Source organism: Brevundimonas subvibrioides (assembly GCF_027271155.1).
Classification (GTDB): domain Bacteria; phylum Pseudomonadota; class Alphaproteobacteria; order Caulobacterales; family Caulobacteraceae; genus Brevundimonas; species Brevundimonas subvibrioides_D.
Window position 1 is genome coordinate 1,114,711 of the sequence record NZ_CP114542.1, and the last position, 19,436, is coordinate 1,134,146.

Consider the following 19,436-nt stretch of genomic DNA (forward strand, 5'->3'; position numbering starts at 1 on the left):
CCTCCCCCGTTCTTCACGGGGGAGGGCGACCACCGAAGCGGTAGAGGCCTGTTACTTCTTGGCGGCGCGCGGCGCGCGGGCGGGTTTGCGGCCGCCCTGGCCCAGGCCCATCTGCTTGGCCAGGTCCGAGCGGGCCTTGGCATAGTTGGGGGCGACCATCGGATAGTCTTTCGGCAGACCCCATTTGGCGCGGTATTCCTCGGGGCTCATGTCATACTTGGTGCGCAGGTGGCGCTTCAGCGACTTGAACTTGCGGCCGTCTTCCAGGCAGATCAGGAAATCGGGGCTGATGGACTTGCGGATCGGCACGGCCGGTTCCTTGACCTCGGGCTCCACCTCGACCACGCCGGTCGAGACCTGGCTCAGTGCCGCATGGATATTGGAGATCAGCGACGGCAGATCATTGGCCGACACGCTGTTGTTGCCGACATAGGCCGACACGATGTCCGCCGTCATTTCCAGAAGCTCGGACCGGTCGTCCATTCTTGTCGCGTCCATCGTCATTTCCCTGCCTAGACTTGTCGCACTGTGGCGATTGTGATTCGGGAAATACTGATATTTCAATCTGAAAGCAATGCGTCGCCGCGTCTTCTTCAAGAGAACGACCGGACAAGAGCAATCTTGACTATAGACGCGCACCGGCCTCGCCGGAGATCAACGGCCAAAGTTTTCGGACAGGGCCATCATCGCCGCGCGTTCGGGCGCCGAATAGTCGTCGACGCTTTCGTCGTCGCCCTCGCGGATCGCCTTCAGCAAGGCGGGTGACAGGGCGGACGACAGTGACCAGTTCCAGTAGCGCAGAACCGTCTGGGCGCGATCGACCGCCAGCATCTCATAGGTGATCTGCACCCGCTCCCAGTCGGGATGCACGGAGCCGTCGGCCCGGGTCTCAGGCCGCCGTATCGAACGCCACAGGGTCTGCAGATCGACCCGTGACAGGCCGGTGGCCTTGCAAAGGATGGCCAGGGGTTCACCGCCGACGTCGCCCAGAATCTTGGCTCCGGTCAGGGGCTTGATGCCGGCCAGATAGGCGATCTCGGCGGCAATCTCGCGGCTCAGGCCCGTCCTGGCGGCCTCGGCGACGGCATCTTCCAGACTGCCATAGGGGCTCTTCTGGACCGCCGAACGGTTCCTCTGGCGGCGCTCGATGAACTGCAGGGCCTTGCGCGACACCGGGTCCTGCCAGCCTTCGTCGGCGGCCATGGCGAAGACGTCCTCGACGACCTCCTGCATGACCTCGCGCGACACGGCGAACCGCTGCAGGATGGTTTTCCGGTCCTCTGCCCCGCACCACCAGAACATCACATAGGCCCCGGACGGTCGCAGCTCTGACCGGCGCAGCAGATGGCCGCACAGCTCGGGCGAGGACCGGCTCAGGCTGACGATCGCCTCGACCCCGCTCTGGGACAGGCGGGCGGTGGAGTTCCTCAGGACCCCCTCGATCACCGGGGCCTCGTCGTAGGCGATCAGGGTCTCGGTGACGACCTCCGACAGGCCGCGTCGGCTGGCCATCAGGAATCGGTGCTCGATGCCGGTGTCGCGGGCGCAGGCGACCAGGTCGGCGTCGCTGAGGGAGGCGCAGCCCTCGATCAGCAGGCCGGCGATGGCGGGTTCGTCGCGTATCAGCATCCGCGCCAGGCTGTTGGGCACCTCGCCGAGCGGTGCCAGGCGCTGGGCCACGCGATGGCGTTCTCGCGGGGCCGCCAGTCGCAGCATCTCGACCAGCAGATCCCCGACCACCGATCGCTCGAAGGTGTTGACCCGGCTGGCGGGCAACGACACCACATCGGCCAGCCGCTTCAGCAGCGCATAACGCGCGCGGGCGGCCGTGGGCGGGGCGACCGCCGGCGGGGCATCAGGCGCGGAGGTTGGGGCCGGATTGGACATGTCGAGGCAGTGTAGCGCCGTGCGGGTTAACCGGCGATGACAGCGAGGCCGGGCGCGCCTCAACGAATGGGGAATCGCATAACCAGGTTCTCACGACAACGTTATGCCAGCCTGCTTGTTTCGCCTCCGCCAAACTCTATGGTTGTGCCGATCGAATCCGGATGGGCACGGATATGGACTGGTTGTTCGAGATCCCAAACGGACCCGCGGACGCACCTGGGTCCTTCGACCCGCATTCCGGGCTGCGACCCGCGTCGTTCGACTGGAACTCGGATCCCGGACTCGTGGTCAAGGGTGGCGACCACCCCTTTTTTCTGCCGGACGGCCCCGAAACCCCGGTGGATGATGTGATCGTCAACGGCGTCCGCCCCAACTTCGCATGCCCATAATCTCCTTTCTCGCACTGCTGACCTTCCCCGAGCCCCAGGGCAGACCGACCCCCTTGATCCACTATCTGCCGCCGCACATCGGCGAAACGGAATCCCGCTTCACGTGTGGGCAAACCGAGGTCCGCTTCCGGGTCGAGGTGACCGAGGACCGGGTTTCGGTGGTGTCCTATCGGGGGGCGGCCGGTCAGGCCTCGCCCGAACAACTCGCGCGGTGGAACGCCTGGCTCGCCCCGATGCGCAAGATGGTCTCCCAGCGCTTTGTCTGCGTGGGAGAGAACGAGAATCTTGAGATTCAAGGCACGCGCACGCAGATCGACGGCCCGATCAGCGTGTCCGTCTACTGGTATCAGGGCCAGATGAACCGCTATCCCGACCCGAACGAATTGTATCGCCAGCCTTGAATAGATCCCTTCGATGGCTTGCCGCGAGGGTCATCGAATAGAGGGGTTCAAGTCCGGTGACTATCAGCCTGGAACACAATGCCCATGACGGCTTCTTTCGCCCTGGCAACTCTGCTTGCCGGCAGTGCCATCCAGTCAGCGGCTGTGCCGCCACCCTGGTCGGGAGTTCATCTGCTGGCTGCGCCAGGCATTGAGACAGGAACCTATTCCTGCGATGCTGGAGAGGTCCGCATCGTGATTGAACGGCCTGGCTTTCAGGGTTCACCGCGCGTTCAGTCGTTCACGGTCGATCGGGTAACCGCATCACAAGAGGCATTGCAGCAGTTGAACGGCTGGCTTGCCGAGTTTGCGATCTATCAGTCCTACTCGCTGTCGTGTCGGGGGCCGTGGATCGGTGTTTCGATAAGGGGTTTCAGCCGGGGCGAAGGGTTAGCCAGGACGATCGGCCTGTTTTGGCGGGGTGGCCAATGGTGGCGGGACGATCCCCCGACTGATCAGACCCACATCGCCCCTTCGGCCGAGGCCCCTGGATAACTCTTCGACAGATGCAGTGCGCCAAGGCGGGCGAAAGATGTTCGGGATGGGCATAAAATGGAGCGGGGAGACCCAGACCCTAGGACAACCTGTGCGCCGGATGGGTTGATGATTTCGTGATCTACAGAGTCCGGTGACGACGCACCTGGAACACCATGCCCTTGACCCTCTCATTGATCCTCGCGCTCGGCCTGATCCAGCAAAGCTGGAGTCCCCCGACGGTCGACCGGCTTGAATCGCCGACCGAGGAGCGCGTGCGCCACGACTATGTCTGCGACGCGGAAACGGGGCATGTCGATGTGGTCATCAGACGGGGTCGGGTGTCGATCCTGTCACATGTCCGGCCCGACAGTGCCCTGACGGTCGAGCGGATCGAGCGCTGGAACCGACGCCTCGCCACGCTGGCACGCTATTCGAGGATCGAGGTCAGCTGTCAGGGGGCCACGGTCACGTCCGTCGACATCTTCGGCCAGGACGAAGGGGGTGCGGCGCGGAAGGTGGCTGCGCTTTGGGAACGGGAGAATTTCTACCTTTGAGCCCGGCGAGATGACTGGACGGAGTGAGCAGGCAGGGACGGGCGGTCTCGGCTGTCCCTGTGACCCTCTTCTCCTCCCCCGGACTCACAGACCTTCGAACAGGGCCGTCGACAGGTAGCGTTCGGCGAAGCTGGGGATGATGACGACGATGGTCTTGCCGGCGTTTTCCTCAAGCGCGGCCAGGCAGAAGGCGGCGGTCAGGGCGGCTCCGGAGGAGATGCCGACGGGAATGCCTTCGACGCGGGCGACCTTGCGGGCCATCTCGAAACTGTCCTCGTTGGAGACCTGTTCGACGCCGTCGATGACCGAGCGATCGACGATGGCGGGGATGAAGCCCGCGCCGATGCCCTGGATCTTGTGCGGGCCCGGCTCGCCGCCCGACAGCACGGGCGAGGCGGTCGGTTCGACCGCGATCATGCGGACCGAGGGCTTCTTCGCCTTCAGGCCCTGGCCGACGCCCGTGATCGTCCCGCCGGTGCCGACGCCGGAGACCACGATGTCGACCGTGCCGCCCGTGTCGTTCCAGATTTCCTCGGCCGTGGTGACGCGGTGGATGGAGGGGTTGGCGGGGTTCTCGAACTGCGAGGGGCTGACGGCACCCGGGGTGTTGGCCAGCAGTTCCGCGGCCTGGGCGATGGCCCCCTTCATGCCCTTCTCGGCGGGGGTCAGGACCAGCTCGGCGCCCAGCAGGGCCAGCATCTTGCGACGCTCGATCGACATCGATTCCGGCATGACCAGGATCAGTCGATAGCCCTTGGCGGCCGCGACGAAGGCCAGGGCGATACCGGTGTTGCCGCTGGTCGGTTCGATCAGGACGCTGTCGGCGTTCAGCCGACCCGCCGCCTCCAGCGCCTCGACCATGGCCACGCCGATCCGGTCCTTGACCGAGGCGATGGGGTTGAAGAACTCAAGCTTGGCCAGCACGCGGGCCCTGGGCTGGTACTCGGCCGACAGGCGCGGCAGGCCGACGATGGGTGTGTCGCCGATAGTGTCCAGGATGCTGTCATAGACCTTGCCCCGCCCGTGGGTGGCGTGGCGGACGGTGTCGTAGGCGGGCGGCAGGTCGGACATCGGGCAGGCTCCGGTGGGTCGCTCAGAATTTGAGTGCAGATCGTGCACTTTGTGCAGAATCGCCGGTCACCCCGGCGCGGTCGGGGCGGCTGCGAAAGACATAGGTCCGGCACCCGGACGCACAAGGCATTATTGCTGCGCCCCGCCCCAAGATTTCGTCGTCGATCCTCCCGGAGAACCGGCTAGGGTATGGATGAAACCCTTCAAGCTTCACCGCGTTGGGTCACATCGGACGGCGGCGGATTGGCCCTGGGGAGCAGAGCACTGACTGAACAGCCATCCAGCTCCGATGCCCACCCGGCGTTTCCCGGTGGAACCGGCGAGATGGCCGGTCTGATCCGGGCGTTCGACTGGGCTTCCACGCCGCTGGGCCCGATTTCCGGCTGGCCGCAAAGCCTGAAGACCGCCACCGGCCTTCTGGTCGCCTCGCCCATTCCCATGGTCATGCTGTGGGGGCCGCAGGGCGTGATGATCTACAACGACGCCTATTCGGTCTTCGCCGGTGGGCGTCATCCGGAGCTGCTGGGGTCGAACGTCCGCGAAGGCTGGCCCGAGGTGGCGGACTTCAACGACAATGTCATGAAGGTGGGTCTGGCCGGCGGCACCCTGGCCTATCGCGATCAGGAACTGACGCTTCATCGCCACGGCTGGCCCGAGCAGGTCTGGATGGACCTGGACTACTGGCCGGTGCCCGCCGAGAACGGAGCCCCGGCCGGTGTGCTATGCACGGTAACGGAGACGACCGAGCGCAATCACCTTCAGGCCCGCCAGGTCGCGCTGCTGGAGCTGAACGACACCTTCCGCGACCTGACCGATGCGGGCGAGATCGCCTATGCGGGGGCCCGCATCCTGGCCCGGGCCCTGGGGGCCACGCGGGCAGGCTATGGCCTGATCGACCCGGCGGCGGCCACCGTCAACATTCAGAAGGATTACCGTGAGGAGGGGGCGTTCAGCCTGACGGGCGTGGTGCCGTTCGCGGACTACGGGACCTTCTTTCCGCAGCTGCTGGCAGGCGAGGCGGTCGTCATCGACGATGTGGCGAGGGATCCCCGCACCGCCGATGCGATCGCGGCGATGCGACACCTCGACGTCGCCTCTACGGTCAATATGCCCCTGATCGAACAGGGCCAGCTGGTGGCCATCATGTATGTGGGGGACAACAAGCCCCGGCATTGGACCGCCGCCGAACTGGCCCTGATCCGGGAGATCAAGTCCAGGGTGCGCACCGCGACGGAGCGTGCGCGCACGGCGGCCGAGCTGATGGACAGCGAGGATCGCTATCGCACCCTGTTCAATGCCGTGGACGAGGGCTTCTGCATCATCGAGTTCGTCGATGGTCCCGACGGACCGTTGAGCGACTATGTCCACATCACCGCCAACCGTGCGGCGGCCAAGCACGCGGGCCTGACCAATGTGGAGGGTCGCAGCGCGCGCGAGCTGCTGGGCGATGAGGCCGAAGACTGGATCGACCTGTACAGGGAGGTCCTGCGCACCGGACGACCCATCCGGGTCGAGCACGAATTGAAGACCTCGCAACGCTGGATGGAGGTGGCCGGTTTCCGCGTCGAACCGCCGGAACGGCACCAGGTCGCGGTGCTGTTCAAGGACCTGACGGCAAAGAAGGCCGCGGAGACCGCCCTGCGCCAGAGCGAGGCCCAGTTCCGGGCCTTTTCAGAAGCGGTGCCGAACCACGTCTGGGCCAGCCGTCCGGATGGCCAGCTGTACTGGTTCAACGACCAGGTCTACGCCTACTCCGGCCTGACCCAGGGAGACCTCGACGGGGCCGGGGGGTGGGGCCGGGTCGTGCATCCGGACGATCTGGCGGTGGCCGCCGGGGCCTGGACACAGGCGCTCGAGACAGGCCAGCCCTATCAGACCGAGTTCCGGATCCGGCGCGCCGACGGGGCCTGGCGCTGGTTCCGGGTCCAGGCCGAGCCGGTCCGGGACGCCTCCGGCCAGATCACGGGCTGGGTCGGGGCCAACAGCGACATCGACGACATCCGCGGTCTCAATGCCCGGCTGGAAGTGCTGCTGGCGGGCAGCAAGGCCGAGCGCGACCGGCTGTGGACCCTGTCCGCCGACGCCCTGGCCCGCGCGGACTATGCCGGAAAGCTGTTGGCCGTGAACCCGGCCTGGACCCGGATCCTGGGCTGGAGCGAACAGGAACTGCTGACCAATCCCTATGTCGACATCATCCATCCGGACAATATCGAGGCCACCCTCTCAGCCCTGACCCTGATGGGCGAAACGGGCGAGGCGATGCGCTTCGAGAACCGGATCCTGTCCAGCGACGGCATGTGGACGCCGATGGACTGGACGGTGGTGCCGGAACCGGACGGCGTTCATTTCATCGCGGTCGGCCGCGACCTGACCGAGGACAAGGCGCGCGAGGCCGCCCTGGCCCAGGCCCAGGAGGCGCTGCGCCAGTCGCAGAAGATGGAGGCGGTGGGGCAGCTGACGGGGGGTATCGCTCACGATTTCAACAACCTGCTGGCGGGTATTTCCGGAGCGCTGGAACTGCTGTCCAAACGGCTGTCCGAAGGCCGGCTGAACGGGATGGAGCGCTATATCGACGCCGCCCAGGGGTCGGCCCAGCGGGCGGCGTCTCTGACGCAGAGGCTGCTGGCCTTCTCGCGTCGCCAGACCCTGGACCCCAAGCCGACCGACGTGAACCGGCTGATCAGCGGCATGGAGGAGCTGATCCGGCGCAGCGTGGGTCCGGACGTCGAGGTCGAGGTGGTCGGCGCGGGCGGTCTGTGGGCCACGCGGGTCGATCCGTCCCAGCTGGAGAACGCCCTGCTGAACCTGTGCATCAATGGCCGCGACGCCATGGCCCCCAACGGGGGTCGCCTGACCATCGAGACGTCCAACAAGTGGCTGGACGAGCGGGCGGCCAGGGCGCGCGAGTTGAGCCCCGGACAGTATGTATCGCTGTGTGTCACCGACACCGGATCGGGCATGAGCCCGGAGGTCCAGGCCCAGGCCTTCGACCCCTTCTTCACTACCAAGCCGCTGGGGCAGGGGACGGGTCTGGGACTGTCGATGATCCACGGCTTCGTGCGCCAGTCGGGAGGACAGGTGCGGATCCATTCCGAACCCGGCAAGGGCACGACGCTGTGTCTGTATCTGCCGCGATATCTCGGTAGCATGGAGGCGGGCGAGGACGTCACCCCGACCGCCGTGGCCGAGGGCGGCAGCGGCGAGACGGTTTTGATCATCGACGACGAGGAGACGGTGCGGATGCTGGTCGCCGAGGTCCTGGGCGAGGCGGGCTATAACGTCATCGAGGCCCCGGACGGGCCGTCGGGCCTCGACATCCTGCGCAGCGACCGGCGGATCGACCTGCTGGTGTCCGACGTCGGCCTGCCCGGCGGCATGAACGGACGCCAGGTGGCGGACGCCGCGCGCGTGACGCGGCCGGACCTGAAGGTGCTGTTCATCACCGGCTATGCGGAGAATGCCGCCGTCGGCAACGGCCTGCTGGCCCCCGGGATGGAGGTCCTGACCAAGCCCTTCGTCATGGGCGACCTGGCCGCCCGGGTGCACGACATGATCGAGGGCTAGGACGCGGTCTTGCGACGGGACCCCCGGGTTTTCCTCACGCTTGACGCAGGCCCGCGCGATGGGCTTGGGTGACGTAACGCCGTTGGAGGATAGTCATGTCGATCCGTTGGGTCTTCCTCGCGCTCGCGATGGCGTGGGGCGTTCCGGCCGCTGCATCGGGCCAGGACCTCGGCGCCTATCCGACATGGAGCGCACTGGAATTCGGTTCGGACTACAGGCCCGACCCCGTTTCCGTCAGTGGCGGCGCCGGCGGGCCGATCCTGGCATCGTCCATCGGCGGGGGCTGCGCCGGGCTCGTCAGCAGTGCTCCCAATGTGCAGCTGACCTATTGGGCCGTCGATCAGCCCCTGTATCTGAGGACCGCAGCGGCGGCGGATACGACGCTTCTGGTCCATGCGCCCAACGGAAGCTGGTATTGCGACGACAACGGTCGCGGCGGCCTGAACGCGCAGCTGTATTTCCCGAGCCCGGACAGCGGGACCTGGCTGATCTATGTCGGTGCCCAGGTCGAGACGGGCGTGCAGGCCCTCCTCGAGATCAGCGGCCTGCCGGACGGCAGCTCTGCCCCGGCCTGGACCGCAGATGCGACCGACCCCTCGCTGGCCGATGACTATGCGGCCGACGCCGCTGCCGCCGACCCGATGGATCTGTCGGCAACGGCGCCGGCGGCCATGGGCACCTATGGAACCCTGGTGCTCGACACCGGCTTCTGGCCCAGCCCCAACCAGACCCTGGTGTATGCCGGGGGTGACGATCTGGCCTCCAACTTCGTCGACGGCTGCGTCGGGCTGATCAGTACGTCCCCCGACGTGCTGGTAACCTTCTGGCCCGGGAGCCCGGGTCTCGATTTCAAAACGGTATCGACCAAGGACACAACGATCCTGCTCCAGACACCGAGCGGCGACTGGTACTGCGATGACGACAGCGGCGGCAGCTACAATGCCGAGCTGTACTTCCCCGTACCTGAGGCCGGGACCTACTCCGTCTGGGTTGGAGCCTATGGTGAGGCGGACAGGGGCGCGGCCCTGCTGGAGATCAGCGAAAAGGCGGATGACTGAGCCCACATCTGTATCGCCCGGAGAGGTGGACGCTTCACCCCTCGTTAACCACGATCCCGCATCCCTCTTTCGATGCGCAACCTGGTCGCCGCCATCGAAGCCATCGATCCCCTCGTCGTCACCGGCAAGGTGGCGGGCGTGTCGGGTCTGCTGATCGAGGCGAGGGGCGGGCTGTCGCGGCTGGCGGTCGGGGCACGGGCCGAGATCGGTCGCCGGGGCACGACGCCCCTGCCGGCCGAGGTCGTGGGGTTCCGTGATTCCAAGGCCCTGCTGATGCCGTTCGGCCCGGTCGAAGGCGTGGCGCCGGGGGCCGACATCCACATCATCGGACAGGCGGCCGCTGTCCATCCGACCACGGCGTGGCTGGGCCGGATCATCGATGCCTTCGGCCAGCCGATCGACGGCAAGGGGCCGCTGCCCCAGGGGCATGCGCCCTATCCGCTGCGCGCCGCGCCGCCCGCCGCCCATTCACGGGGGAGGGTCGGCGAGCGGCTGGATCTGGGTGTGCGGTCGATGGACGTGTTCACCACGACCTGCCGGGGCCAGCGTCTGGGCATCTTCGCAGGCTCGGGCGTGGGCAAGTCGGTGCTGCTGTCCATGCTGGCGCGTCAGGCGACCTGTGACGCTGTCGTCGTCGGCCTGATCGGCGAACGGGGCCGGGAGGTGCGCGAATTCATCGAGGAGACCCTGGGCGAAGAGGGTCTGCGTCGCGCCATCGTCGTGGTGGCGACGTCGGACGAGCCGGCGCTGAAGCGGCGTCAGGCAGCCTATATGACCATGGCGATCTCCGAATACCTGCGGGATCAGGATCTGGAGGTGCTGTGCCTGATGGACTCGGTCACCCGCTTCGCGATGGCCCAGCGCGAGATCGGACTGGCCGCGGGCGAGCCGCCGACGACCAAGGGCTATACGCCCACCGTCTTCTCCGAACTGCCCAAGCTGCTGGAACGCGCGGGGCCCGGACCGATCCGGCCGGACGGGACGACGGCGGCGCCGATCACGGCCATGTTCACCGTTCTGGTGGACGGCGGCGATCATGACGAGCCGATCGCCGACGCCGTGCGCGGGATCCTGGACGGGCATATCGTGATGGATCGCAAGATCGCCGAGCGCGGGCGGTTCCCCGCCATCGATGTGTTGAAGTCCGTCAGCCGGACCCTGCCGGGGTGCCAGACCCTGCCCGAGCGCGAGCTGAACCGGCGGGCGCGTCAGTGCCTGTCGGCCTATGCGTCGATGGAGGAACTGATCAAGATCGGGGCCTATCGCGCGGGGGCTGACCCGGTCACCGACCGCGCCATCGCCCTGAATCCGGCGCTGGAGGCGTTCCTCGGCCAGGACAAGGAGGACGTCACGCGGATGGCCGATTCCTTCAACCGGTTGGAAAGCATTCTGAACCAAGGTCTGGTTCAAGGTGGCGAGTGACGAGTGGCGAGTGACGGGTGAAGCGAAGACCGGACGCGCATCGCGGACGATGGCTGACGATCAGACCATCGACGCAGTCGCCGGCTCTCTTTCCACTCGCCTCTCGCCTCTCGCCTCTCGCCACTGGCCTGATCTCGACAAAGGTATTGTAACCGCATGACCGCCTGGGCCCATTCCCTGATCCGCATCTCCAACTACGAGGTGGAGACCCTGCAGAAGCGCCTGGCCGAGATCACGTCGAAGAAGGCGTCGGCCGAGATGCGCCTGGCGGTGCTGGACGCCGAGGCCGAGATCGAGCGCGAGCGCGCCCGGATAGATGCCGAGGCCGCCATCATGCTGCAGGCCTATCTGGCCGGCTGGAAGGCCCGAAAGGGTGCCGCCGAGGGCGATCTGGTCGTCCTGGACGCCGAGGAAGAAGGCGCCCGCGACGCCCTGACCGGGGCCTATTCCGAGCTGAAGAAATTCGAACACGTCGCCGAGATGACCCGGCTGAACGCCATCGTCGCCGCCGGCAAGCGCGAGACGGCTGCGTTCGACGAAATGGGTCTCAGGAAACGTGCGGGCTAACGCACACCCATCTCCCTCCCCCTGCAGGGGAGGGCAGATCGCGAAGCGATCGGGTGGGGGCCGCAAGGCGAGACCGCCCAGACCGGAGTCCAGATGGCCTTGTCCTCCCCACCCGGTTTTCGCTTCGCTTCGACCACCCTCCCCCGAGGGGGAGGGAGAAGGATGATCGATCGCCGCTCCGTCCTACTCTCGTCCCTGGCCCTGGCCGCCTGCGGAAATACCGAGGCCGCGCCGGTGGCTGATGCCACGCCCCTGAAATCCATCGCGCCCTTCCCGATCGGCGTGGCCGCCATGAGCGGGCATTTCGACGAACCGGCCTGGGTGAACCTGGCCCTGACGCACGTCTCCCAGCTGACGCCGGAGTGGGAGATGAAGATGGAGTACATCCTGTCGGAGACCGGCGACTATCGCTGGGAGGCCCCCGACCGGATCGCCGACTTCTGCACGGCGCATGAGCTAAGGCTCTATTGCACCACCCTGATCTGGTATTCGCAGGACAGCGCCTTCTTCCGCTCGCTGGACCCCCCGCGGTTCCGGCGGGAGTACGACCGCTACATCGCCGAGGTCGCCGGGCGATACCGCGGCCGCGCCACTGGCTGGGACGTCGTCAACGAGGCGGTGGCCGAGGACGGGGACGGACTGCGGTCCTGCCTGTGGTCGGACGTGCTGGGGCAGGAGGGCTATATCGTCCGCGCCTTCGAGCAGGCGAAGCTGGCCGATCCGGATGCGGTGCTGTTCCTGAACGACTATAATCTGGAGAACAATCCTGTGAAGGGCGCGACCTTCCTGCGGCTGGTCGAGCGGCTACTGAAGGCGGGGGTCCCCGTCGGCGGCATCGGCACCCAGTCGCACCTGGATATCGAGATCCCCGCCGGCCGGACGCGCGCCTTCTTCCACGAGGCCGCCCAGTTCGGCCTGCCGATCCATGTGTCGGAGCTGGACGCCAGTCTGCGATCTGACAGTCGTATCGATACCCGCTCGCCGCGCCAGAAGATCGACCAGCAGACCGCGCGCGTCGCCGAACTGACCGAGGCCTTCGTGGCCCTGCCGGCGGCCCAGCGGTTCGCCTTCACCGTCTGGGGTCTGCGCGACACCGACAGCTGGCTGAGAGGCGGCACCCGCGACGACGGCAAGGACAGCCCCCTGCTGTTCGACGCGGCGGGAAGACCGAACCCGATGTATCGGGCCGTGATGGCGGGTCTTCGGGGCGACTAGCCGACCCCGGACGACAGGGTTCCGTACACGCACGATCGGCATTCGAACCGTCGCCATATTCAGATAACGGCGTCGTAATCCCGGCTTATGCCTCCGCTGCGCTGCCCGCATGGGGCACGGCGGCGCGGGGATTCATCATCATGCTGAAGACGACCTTGCTCGGGACGGCCGCAACCGTCTGTTTCGTGACACTCGGCGCGAGCGCTGCGTTCGCCCAGACCACCGCCGCGCCGGTTCAGACGGCCGGGGACACCGTCGACGAGATCATCGTCACCGGCTACGCCCGCAGCCTGCAGCGCGCGTCGACCCTGAAGCGCGAGGCTGACCACAGCCTGGACGCGGTGACCGCCGAGGACATCGGCAAGTTTCCCAGCCTGAACGCCGCCGAGGCGCTGCAGACGGTTCCGGGCGTGACGCTGGACCGCCAGCGCGGGCAAGGCCTGTTCATCAGCGTGCGTGGCCTTGGGCCCCAGTTCCAGAACGTCGAACTGAACGGCCGTTCGGTCGCCATCAACGAGCTGATCGAGAACGGCGGGGCGCAGGGTCGCAACTTCCGCTTCGAGGTCCTGCCGTCCGAACTGGTGTCGTCGATCGAGGTGGTGAAGGCCCCGACCGCGGACATGAACGACGGGGCCCTGGGCGGCAATATCGACGTCCACACCTTCCGCCCTCTGGACCTGGGATCCCGTGCGGCCCTGTCGCTGCGGGCGTCCTACAACGATCTGGCCGAAAAGACCGATCCGTCGGTGTCGGGGCTTTACAGCTGGAACAACCAGGATGGCACCCTGGGCGTGCTGGTCTCCGGTCTGTATGACGAGCGGACCGTCCGCAACGACCGCTTCTTCAACTTCGGCTGGGTGCTGGACCGGTTCGTGCCGGCAGCGAACGGTGGCCTGCCCGCAGGCCTCTATGCTCCGACGAGAACCCGCCCGACCATCGAGCTTGAAGATCGCGAACGCGTCTCGGGCTCGCTGGCCCTGCAATGGCGTCCCAATGACGACTTCCAGACCGATTTCGACTTCCTGATCACCCGTCTGGACGTCGATTACGACGAGTTCGGCCTGGACATCTATCCGGACGACCGCACCTTCCGCCAGCCGGTGTTCCGGGCGGGCACCCAGCGCGTGGTCGGTGACACCATCGTGTCGGGCACCATCGACAACGTCCGCTGGATGGCCTCGCGCGAGACCAGCCTGAACCGCCACGACCTGCAGGTCTGGGGCCTGAAACAGACCTGGACGCCGGGCGAATGGACCGTCACCGGCGACCTGACCTACTCCTATGCCCGCAGCTATCACCCCGCGGGCCTGGCCACGACGCGCAACCGGATTTCCTATTTCGCGCCGCTGACGTTCGACTTTTCGCGCGGCTACAGGGAGGTCGCCCTCCTGTCCGGGCCGGTCGATTACAACAATCCGGCCAATTACTCAGGCGACGCCTTCGACTATACCCGCAAGGATTCGCGCGACACCGACCAGGCCGCGAAGCTGGACGCCCATCGTGAGTTCGACGGCTTTCTGACCCGTATCGCCTTCGGGGCCCAGTATCGCGAGCGTGAGCGCAACTACATCCGCCGCGACATCGTCCTGAACACCCTGCTGGGCGTGCCGGTCTCGACCTTGGGGTCCAACTTCGTCACGACGCTGCCGATCACGAACTTCCTGTCGGATTTCGGCGGCAATACCCCGCGCGTCTGGGTGGCCCCGTCGCGCACGGCCTTCTTCGACCTTCTCTATACCGATGCGGTGCGCAACCAGGCCCCATCCACGGCCGACCTGCGCAGTTCGTTCGTGGTGAGCGAGACCGTCAGCGCCGCCTATGTTCGGGGCGACTTCGCCTTCGACGTCGGGTCTATCCCGGTGACCGGCAATGTCGGCGTCCGCTACAGCCAGACGGAACAAACGGCCAGCGGTACGCTGGTCAACGGCACGACACCCACGCCGGTCAGCTATCCCAAGACCTATGACGACTGGCTCCCCAGCCTGAACCTGCGGGCCGAGCTGACCGATACCCTGATCGCCCGTGCCTCCGCCTCGCGGGTGCTGACCCGGCCGAACCTGGTCGACATCGCCCCGCGCATCACCGTCTCGCGCGACAGCCCGACGGCGTCCGGCGGCAACCCGGATCTCGAGCCCTTTCTGGCGACCCAGGCCGACATCTCGCTGGAATGGTATTTCGCCCCGACCGGCTCGCTGACCGGCGCGGTGTTCTACAAGAAGCTGGACGACTACATCACCGCCGCCAACACCACGATCCAGGTTCCGGGACGCGGCGACATCCTGCTGTCGACCCAGGCCAATGGCGGCGAGGCCAAGCTGACGGGGTTCGAGGCCGCCTACAATCAGGTGTTCGACTTCCTGCCCGCGCCCTTCGACGGGCTGGGCCTGCAGGCTTCGTTCACGCTGGTGGATGTGAAATCCCAGTTCACCTCGGGCTCGCGGGTCATCACCGACGCCCTGGTTGGTCTGTCCAAGACCAGCTACAATCTGGTGGCCTTCTACGAGCGTGACCGGTTGCAGGCCCGGATCGGCTATTTCTGGCGCGAAAAGTTCCTGTCCGGCACCGGCAGCACCACCCAGGCCCAGACCTTCGTCGACGATTTCGGCTCGCTGGACGGCTCGATCTCGTTCGACGTGACCGACACCTATGCGGTGACGCTGGAGGCGACCAACCTGACCAACGCCTACAAATACACCTATGCCGGCTCGACCGACCGCCCTGCCGAAATCAATGACTACGGCCGGACGGTCACCTTGAGCCTTCGCGCCCGTTTCTGATCCAGCTCCAGATCCGGAGGCCCGCCGCCATGATCGATTTCCGCAAACCGTTCATGGCGGCGTTCGCCCTGCTGACGCTGGCCCAGCCTGCGTCGGCGCAGGATCTGAAGATCAACCAGATTCAGATCCTGGGCAGCCACAACTCCTATCGACCCTATCCGGATGCCCCGGTGATCGAGGCGATCCGTGCGGCGGTACCGACCCAGTTTCCGGGCCTTGAGTACGGCCATCCGCCGCTGGAAGACCAGCTGGCCCTAGGTATCCGCCAGTTCGAATTCGATCCGGTCTCGGACCGCCACGGCGGCCTGTTCGCCGGTCCCTATGCCGACGACCCGCGGGCCCTTGCCATCATGTCCGCACCGGGGGCCAAGGTGCTGCACATTCCGCCGTTCGACTATCAGACCCACTGCCTGACCCTGGAGCTGTGCCTGGCGACCGTCGCAGACTGGTCGAGGGCCCATCCGGAGCACGCGCTGATCGTCATCCTGGTCAACAATCGCGACGCACCCGAACCCTATGACGCTGCGGGGCTGGACGCGATCGACGCCACCATTCGCGCTGTCTTCGGCGACCGGGTCATCACGCCGGACAGCGTGCGGGGCGATTACGCCACCCTGCGCGACGCCGCCCTGGCCCGGGCCTGGCCGACCGTGGACGCGGCCCGGGGCAAGGTGCTGCTGGTGCACGACACCAGCCCGCGCCTGAACGCCCTGTATGCCGAGGGCCATCCGGCCCTTCGCGGACGGATGATGTTCGGCTTCTATCCGGAGGACGCGGCCGAGGCGGCGGTGTTCAACATTCAGGACCCGGTGGTCGAGAGCGATACCATCCGGCGTCTGGTCGGACTTGGGTTTCTGGTCCGCAGCCGGGCCGACGCCAACACCGCCGAGGCGCGCATCGGCGACCTCAGCCGACTGGAGGCGGCCGTGCAGGCCGGGGCCCAGATCATCAGCACCGACTACTATCCGGGCGCGCCCGATCCGCTGGGCCTGAATTTCGTGGTCCGGCTGGCCGACGGCTTCTACCAGCCCAACCCTCGCGCGGCGGAGGCCGGGGCCGACCCTGTCGGCCGCTAGACCCCTGCCCCTCCGGGAATGCGGAGGGGCGATTGTCCAGTCACGACCACAGCCAGACGGCGGCGGCGGCGTAGAGGGCGATGCCGAGGGTCAGGTTGAAGGGGAAGGTGACGGCCAGGGACGCGGTGACGAAGACGCCCGGGTCGGCCTTGGGGGCCGCGACTCGCATGGCGGCGGGGACGGCGATGTAGGAGGCGGATCCCGCCAGGATGGCCAGCAGAGCACCGTCGGCCACGCCCAGCCCCGCCAGTCTGGCCAGGCCCAGGGCCAAGGCCGCTGACAGCAGGGGAAAGCCGATGGCGAAGCCGATGACGGTGCCCGGCAGCCGCCGCCCGCCGGAGATCAGGCTGCGTGCCGCGCTGAGGCCGAGGTCCAGCAGGAAGAAGCAGAGAGCCCCCTGGAACAGCGGGTTCACGAACAGGTCGAGCTTCTTCATGCCCGCCTCGCCCGAGATCAGGCCGACCAGGAAGCTTCCCAGCAGCATGACGGTGGCGGCCCCGACGAGGACCTCCCTCAGCATCGTGCCACGATCGGTCGGGCGGTCGCTGCCGGATCCCTGCATCAGCATCAGGGCCGTCAGGATGGCCGGGGTCTCCATCAGGGCGAGGACGGCCGCCATATAGCCCCCAGGGGCCAGACCGAGCGACGTCAGGTGCTGCTGGCCCGCCGCGAAGGTCACGACCGAGACCGAACCATAGGTCGCCGCGAGAGCGCACAGGGTCGGCCGGGTCAGCCGGGTCGTCTTCCGCATCCGCGTCAGCAGAAACAGGATGACAAAGGCCGCCACCGGCATCAGGGCGCTGAGCGCCAGACCCATCGATCCGGCCAGCAGGAAGTCGCCGTCAAACCCCGCCGCGCGCGCTTCCACCCCGCCGCGAAAGCCGATGCACAGCATCAGATACAGTGACAGGCCCTTGGTCACCGGCTCGGGAATGGCGAGGTCGGACCGGGCGAACGCCGCCGCGGCCCCCACGAAGAAGAAGAGGATGGCCGGAGAGGTCAGCAGTTCGAGACTGGCAGCGAGGTCGGGCATGGATCGGTCCGTTTTGAAGGCGCGCCCGTTTGGCGTCTCCGGCGCAGGCATTCCAGTTTATTGACGTGATACGACCTATAACGGATGGTGATACATGGCCCTCCGTATCGCGAACCTGGACATCGACCTGCTGAGGGCCTTCGTGACCGTGGTGGAGGCCCGCAGCTTCACGCGGGGCGCCCAGCAGCTGGGCCGGACGCAGCCTGCCGTGAGTTTGCAGATCCAGCGGCTGGAGGCGCAGCTGGGCGTGCCGCTGATCGATCGCGGGGGGCGGTCGGTGGGACTGACGACCGAGGGGGCGGCCCTGCTGCCGCAGGCCCGGCGCATGCTGCGCCTGAACGACGAGATCGTGGCGACCCTGGGCGAGGGCGATCTGGAGGGGGAGGTACGGCTCGGTGCGCCCGAGGACATCGCCACCCACCATCTGCCCGGAATCCTGGGCGCATTCGCCCGCAACCATCCGCGCATCCGTCTGTCCGTGACGTGCGACTACACCGCCAATCTGCTGGACCAGATGTCGCGCGGCCTGCTGGACATGGCGCTGATCAAGCGCGAGCCGGTCGGGCCGGACCTGGGCGTGCGGGTATGGAGGGAGCCTCTGGTCTGGGTCGCGCTGGACCCCTCGCTCGCGACTGCCGATCCCCTGCCGCTGATCGTGGCCCCGGCACCGGACATCTATCGCAAGCGGGCGCTGGCGGCCCTCCAGACGGCCGACATCCCGTTTCGCGCCTCTTTCACCTCGCCCAGTCTGGCCGGGCAGCTGGCGGCCCTGCGGGCCGGGCTGGGGGTTGGCGTCCTGCCCGCCGCGATGACGCCGCGGGACCTGAGCGTGCTGGGCGCGCCCCTGCCGATGCTGAGCGACAGCGAGATCGCCCTGGTGTCGGCCCGCGGTCCCGACGGTCCCGCCGGCCTTCTGGCGCAGGAGGTGCTGCGTGCGCTGGAGCGGGGGCCGGCGACCGCCATCCGATGACCGCATCGACCCGGCCCGGGGCGACCACCGCGTTCGCGTTTCTGCACCCGTCGTCCGGTTCATGACGTTTTTCAACGGCCTCGCTTGAAGGTTGCACGTCATCATCGCATCTGAAGCGCGATGATCGATACGGACCTGAAGAATGCGATCCTGGCCGCCGAGGCCGAGTTCGAGCGCAGGGAGAACCTGGCCCGGGCCCTGGCGGAGGCGGGGGTCACCCTGGTCGGAAAGATCACCAGCGCCCCGCCCCCAAAGACCGGACCTGTCGAGCCCGCCGACGGTGGCTCCAGCGACAAGGACTGACCCGGCTCTGGCCTGCCAGCCGGGCCCGGACGAAAGGGCGCCCCCATTTTCGGCACCAACGCGGTTGTGACACCGGTGGCATGCGATATTCACAAGTTTAAGGATTTATTGACTATTCCGTCGGGGGGCGGACGATGAGCAACGTTATCAGCTACACCGCCTACAAGACGGCCAAGGGCGCGATCGATCCGCTGGTCGCCGACATCATCGATGCGCTCAGGGCGAACAGCGGGTCCGCGCACCGACAGGATGTCGCGAACTGGGTCGTCGGCCGAAGGACCGGCAAGCCACTGAAGGCGACTGCCGACGAGCAGGAGGCGATCTATGCCGCCTTCGACTCCTATCTGGACGCCGCCGCGCGGCGCCGTCCCCCGCCGCTTCTCTGCAAGCCGCTCGGCCCGGACAGTTATCGATGGGCCCTGACCAGCGCGGCGCTCGACCTGTTCGAGAAAAGACGGTCCGCTCCCGCGATCAAGCGCGCCCGCTGAATGGCCTGGCGACACTATACGCGGACGGAACCCGAAGATCATCCGCTGAGCCCGCAGTCGCGGGCGAGGGCGTCCCGGGGGATCGTTTCCGAGGTTGTCCGGCCGGATGGACGCCGGGGATCCGGTACCCGCCCGTTGTTTCGCG

17 protein-coding genes are annotated in these 19,436 nt (G+C 67.0%); 13 read left to right on the top strand and 4 right to left on the bottom strand.

The window, feature by feature from the left end:
* Nucleotides 1–51 precede the first annotated feature (51 nt).
* Together O3139_RS05540 and O3139_RS05545 are read right to left on the bottom strand one after the other, a co-directional pair.
* Nucleotides 52–483, bottom strand: a complete 432-nt coding sequence (locus tag O3139_RS05540; protein ID WP_209323135.1) for a MucR family transcriptional regulator — start codon at nt 481–483, stop codon at nt 52–54.
* A gap of 171 nt (nt 484–654) precedes the next feature.
* Nucleotides 655–1,887 carry a DUF2336 domain-containing protein gene (locus O3139_RS05545; RefSeq protein ID WP_269515996.1) on the bottom strand — a complete coding sequence of 411 codons (1,233 nt, stop codon included), beginning with the start codon at nt 1,885–1,887 and terminating at the stop codon, nt 655–657.
* A gap of 379 nt (nt 1,888–2,266) precedes the next feature.
* Here O3139_RS05545 and O3139_RS05550 point away from each other — a divergent pair, with 379 nt between their 5' ends.
* The 3 genes from O3139_RS05550 (at nt 2,267) to O3139_RS05560 (ending at nt 3,747) form a co-directional block, all read left to right on the top strand.
* Nucleotides 2,267–2,677: a hypothetical protein gene (locus O3139_RS05550; RefSeq protein WP_269515997.1), complete on the top strand. Its 411-nt coding sequence runs from the start codon at nt 2,267–2,269 to the stop codon at nt 2,675–2,677.
* An 84-nt stretch (nt 2,678–2,761) separates the two neighbouring features.
* Nucleotides 2,762–3,211: a hypothetical protein gene (locus tag O3139_RS05555; protein WP_269515998.1), complete on the top strand. Its 450-nt coding sequence runs from the start codon at nt 2,762–2,764 to the stop codon at nt 3,209–3,211.
* Between the two features lie 155 nt (nt 3,212–3,366).
* Nucleotides 3,367–3,747 carry a hypothetical protein gene (locus O3139_RS05560; protein WP_269515999.1) on the top strand — a complete coding sequence of 127 codons (381 nt, stop codon included), beginning with the start codon at nt 3,367–3,369 and terminating at the stop codon, nt 3,745–3,747.
* Nucleotides 3,748–3,831: 84 nt separating this feature from the next.
* On the opposite strand, the gene cysK is transcribed toward O3139_RS05560, so the two are convergent.
* Nucleotides 3,832–4,818 carry a cysteine synthase A gene (gene cysK, locus O3139_RS05565; protein ID WP_269516001.1) on the bottom strand — a complete coding sequence of 329 codons (987 nt, stop codon included), beginning with the start codon at nt 4,816–4,818 and terminating at the stop codon, nt 3,832–3,834.
* Nucleotides 4,819–5,142: 324 nt separating this feature from the next.
* Between cysK and O3139_RS05570 the strand changes: the two genes are divergently transcribed.
* From O3139_RS05570 to O3139_RS05600, 7 genes are all read left to right on the top strand, one after another.
* A complete protein-coding gene (locus tag O3139_RS05570) occupies nt 5,143–8,382 on the top strand; it encodes a PAS domain S-box protein (RefSeq protein WP_269516002.1) in 3,240 nt (1,079 codons plus the stop codon).
* A gap of 95 nt (nt 8,383–8,477) precedes the next feature.
* Nucleotides 8,478–9,440, top strand: coding sequence for a hypothetical protein (locus tag O3139_RS05575; RefSeq protein ID WP_269516003.1), 963 nt, complete (start codon nt 8,478–8,480; stop codon nt 9,438–9,440).
* A gap of 72 nt (nt 9,441–9,512) precedes the next feature.
* Nucleotides 9,513–10,862: a flagellar protein export ATPase FliI gene (fliI, locus tag O3139_RS05580; RefSeq protein ID WP_269516004.1), complete on the top strand. Its 1,350-nt coding sequence runs from the start codon at nt 9,513–9,515 to the stop codon at nt 10,860–10,862.
* A gap of 156 nt (nt 10,863–11,018) precedes the next feature.
* The gene (locus O3139_RS05585) at nt 11,019–11,429 is read left to right on the top strand and encodes a flagellar export protein FliJ (protein WP_269516005.1); all 411 of its coding nucleotides are present in this window, start codon (nt 11,019–11,021) and stop codon (nt 11,427–11,429) included.
* A gap of 162 nt (nt 11,430–11,591) precedes the next feature.
* On the top strand, nt 11,592–12,644 hold the full coding sequence (locus tag O3139_RS05590) for an endo-1,4-beta-xylanase (protein ID WP_269516006.1): 1,053 nt from the start codon (nt 11,592–11,594) through the stop codon (nt 12,642–12,644).
* Nucleotides 12,645–12,784: 140 nt separating this feature from the next.
* Nucleotides 12,785–15,421 carry a TonB-dependent receptor gene (locus tag O3139_RS05595; protein WP_269516007.1) on the top strand — a complete coding sequence of 879 codons (2,637 nt, stop codon included), beginning with the start codon at nt 12,785–12,787 and terminating at the stop codon, nt 15,419–15,421.
* Nucleotides 15,422–15,450: 29 nt separating this feature from the next.
* Nucleotides 15,451–16,497 (top strand): Ca2+-dependent phosphoinositide-specific phospholipase C, encoded by a 1,047-nt coding sequence (locus O3139_RS05600; RefSeq protein ID WP_269516008.1) that lies wholly within the window; start codon nt 15,451–15,453, stop codon nt 16,495–16,497.
* Between the two features lie 40 nt (nt 16,498–16,537).
* On the opposite strand, the gene O3139_RS05605 is transcribed toward O3139_RS05600, so the two are convergent.
* Entirely contained in the window at nt 16,538–17,530 is a 993-nt protein-coding gene (locus O3139_RS05605; protein ID WP_269516009.1) for a sodium-dependent bicarbonate transport family permease, read from the bottom strand.
* 94 nt (nt 17,531–17,624) lie between these two features.
* Here O3139_RS05605 and O3139_RS05610 point away from each other — a divergent pair, with 94 nt between their 5' ends.
* The 3 genes from O3139_RS05610 (at nt 17,625) to O3139_RS05620 (ending at nt 19,291) form a co-directional block, all read left to right on the top strand.
* Nucleotides 17,625–18,500, top strand: a complete 876-nt coding sequence (locus O3139_RS05610; protein ID WP_269516010.1) for a LysR substrate-binding domain-containing protein — start codon at nt 17,625–17,627, stop codon at nt 18,498–18,500.
* 120 nt (nt 18,501–18,620) lie between these two features.
* Complete coding sequence (locus tag O3139_RS05615; RefSeq protein ID WP_269516011.1) at nt 18,621–18,803, top strand: hypothetical protein; 183 nt, start codon at nt 18,621–18,623, stop codon at nt 18,801–18,803.
* 134 nt (nt 18,804–18,937) lie between these two features.
* Nucleotides 18,938–19,291 carry a hypothetical protein gene (locus O3139_RS05620; protein ID WP_269516012.1) on the top strand — a complete coding sequence of 118 codons (354 nt, stop codon included), beginning with the start codon at nt 18,938–18,940 and terminating at the stop codon, nt 19,289–19,291.
* Nucleotides 19,292–19,436: the final 145 nt, after the last annotated feature.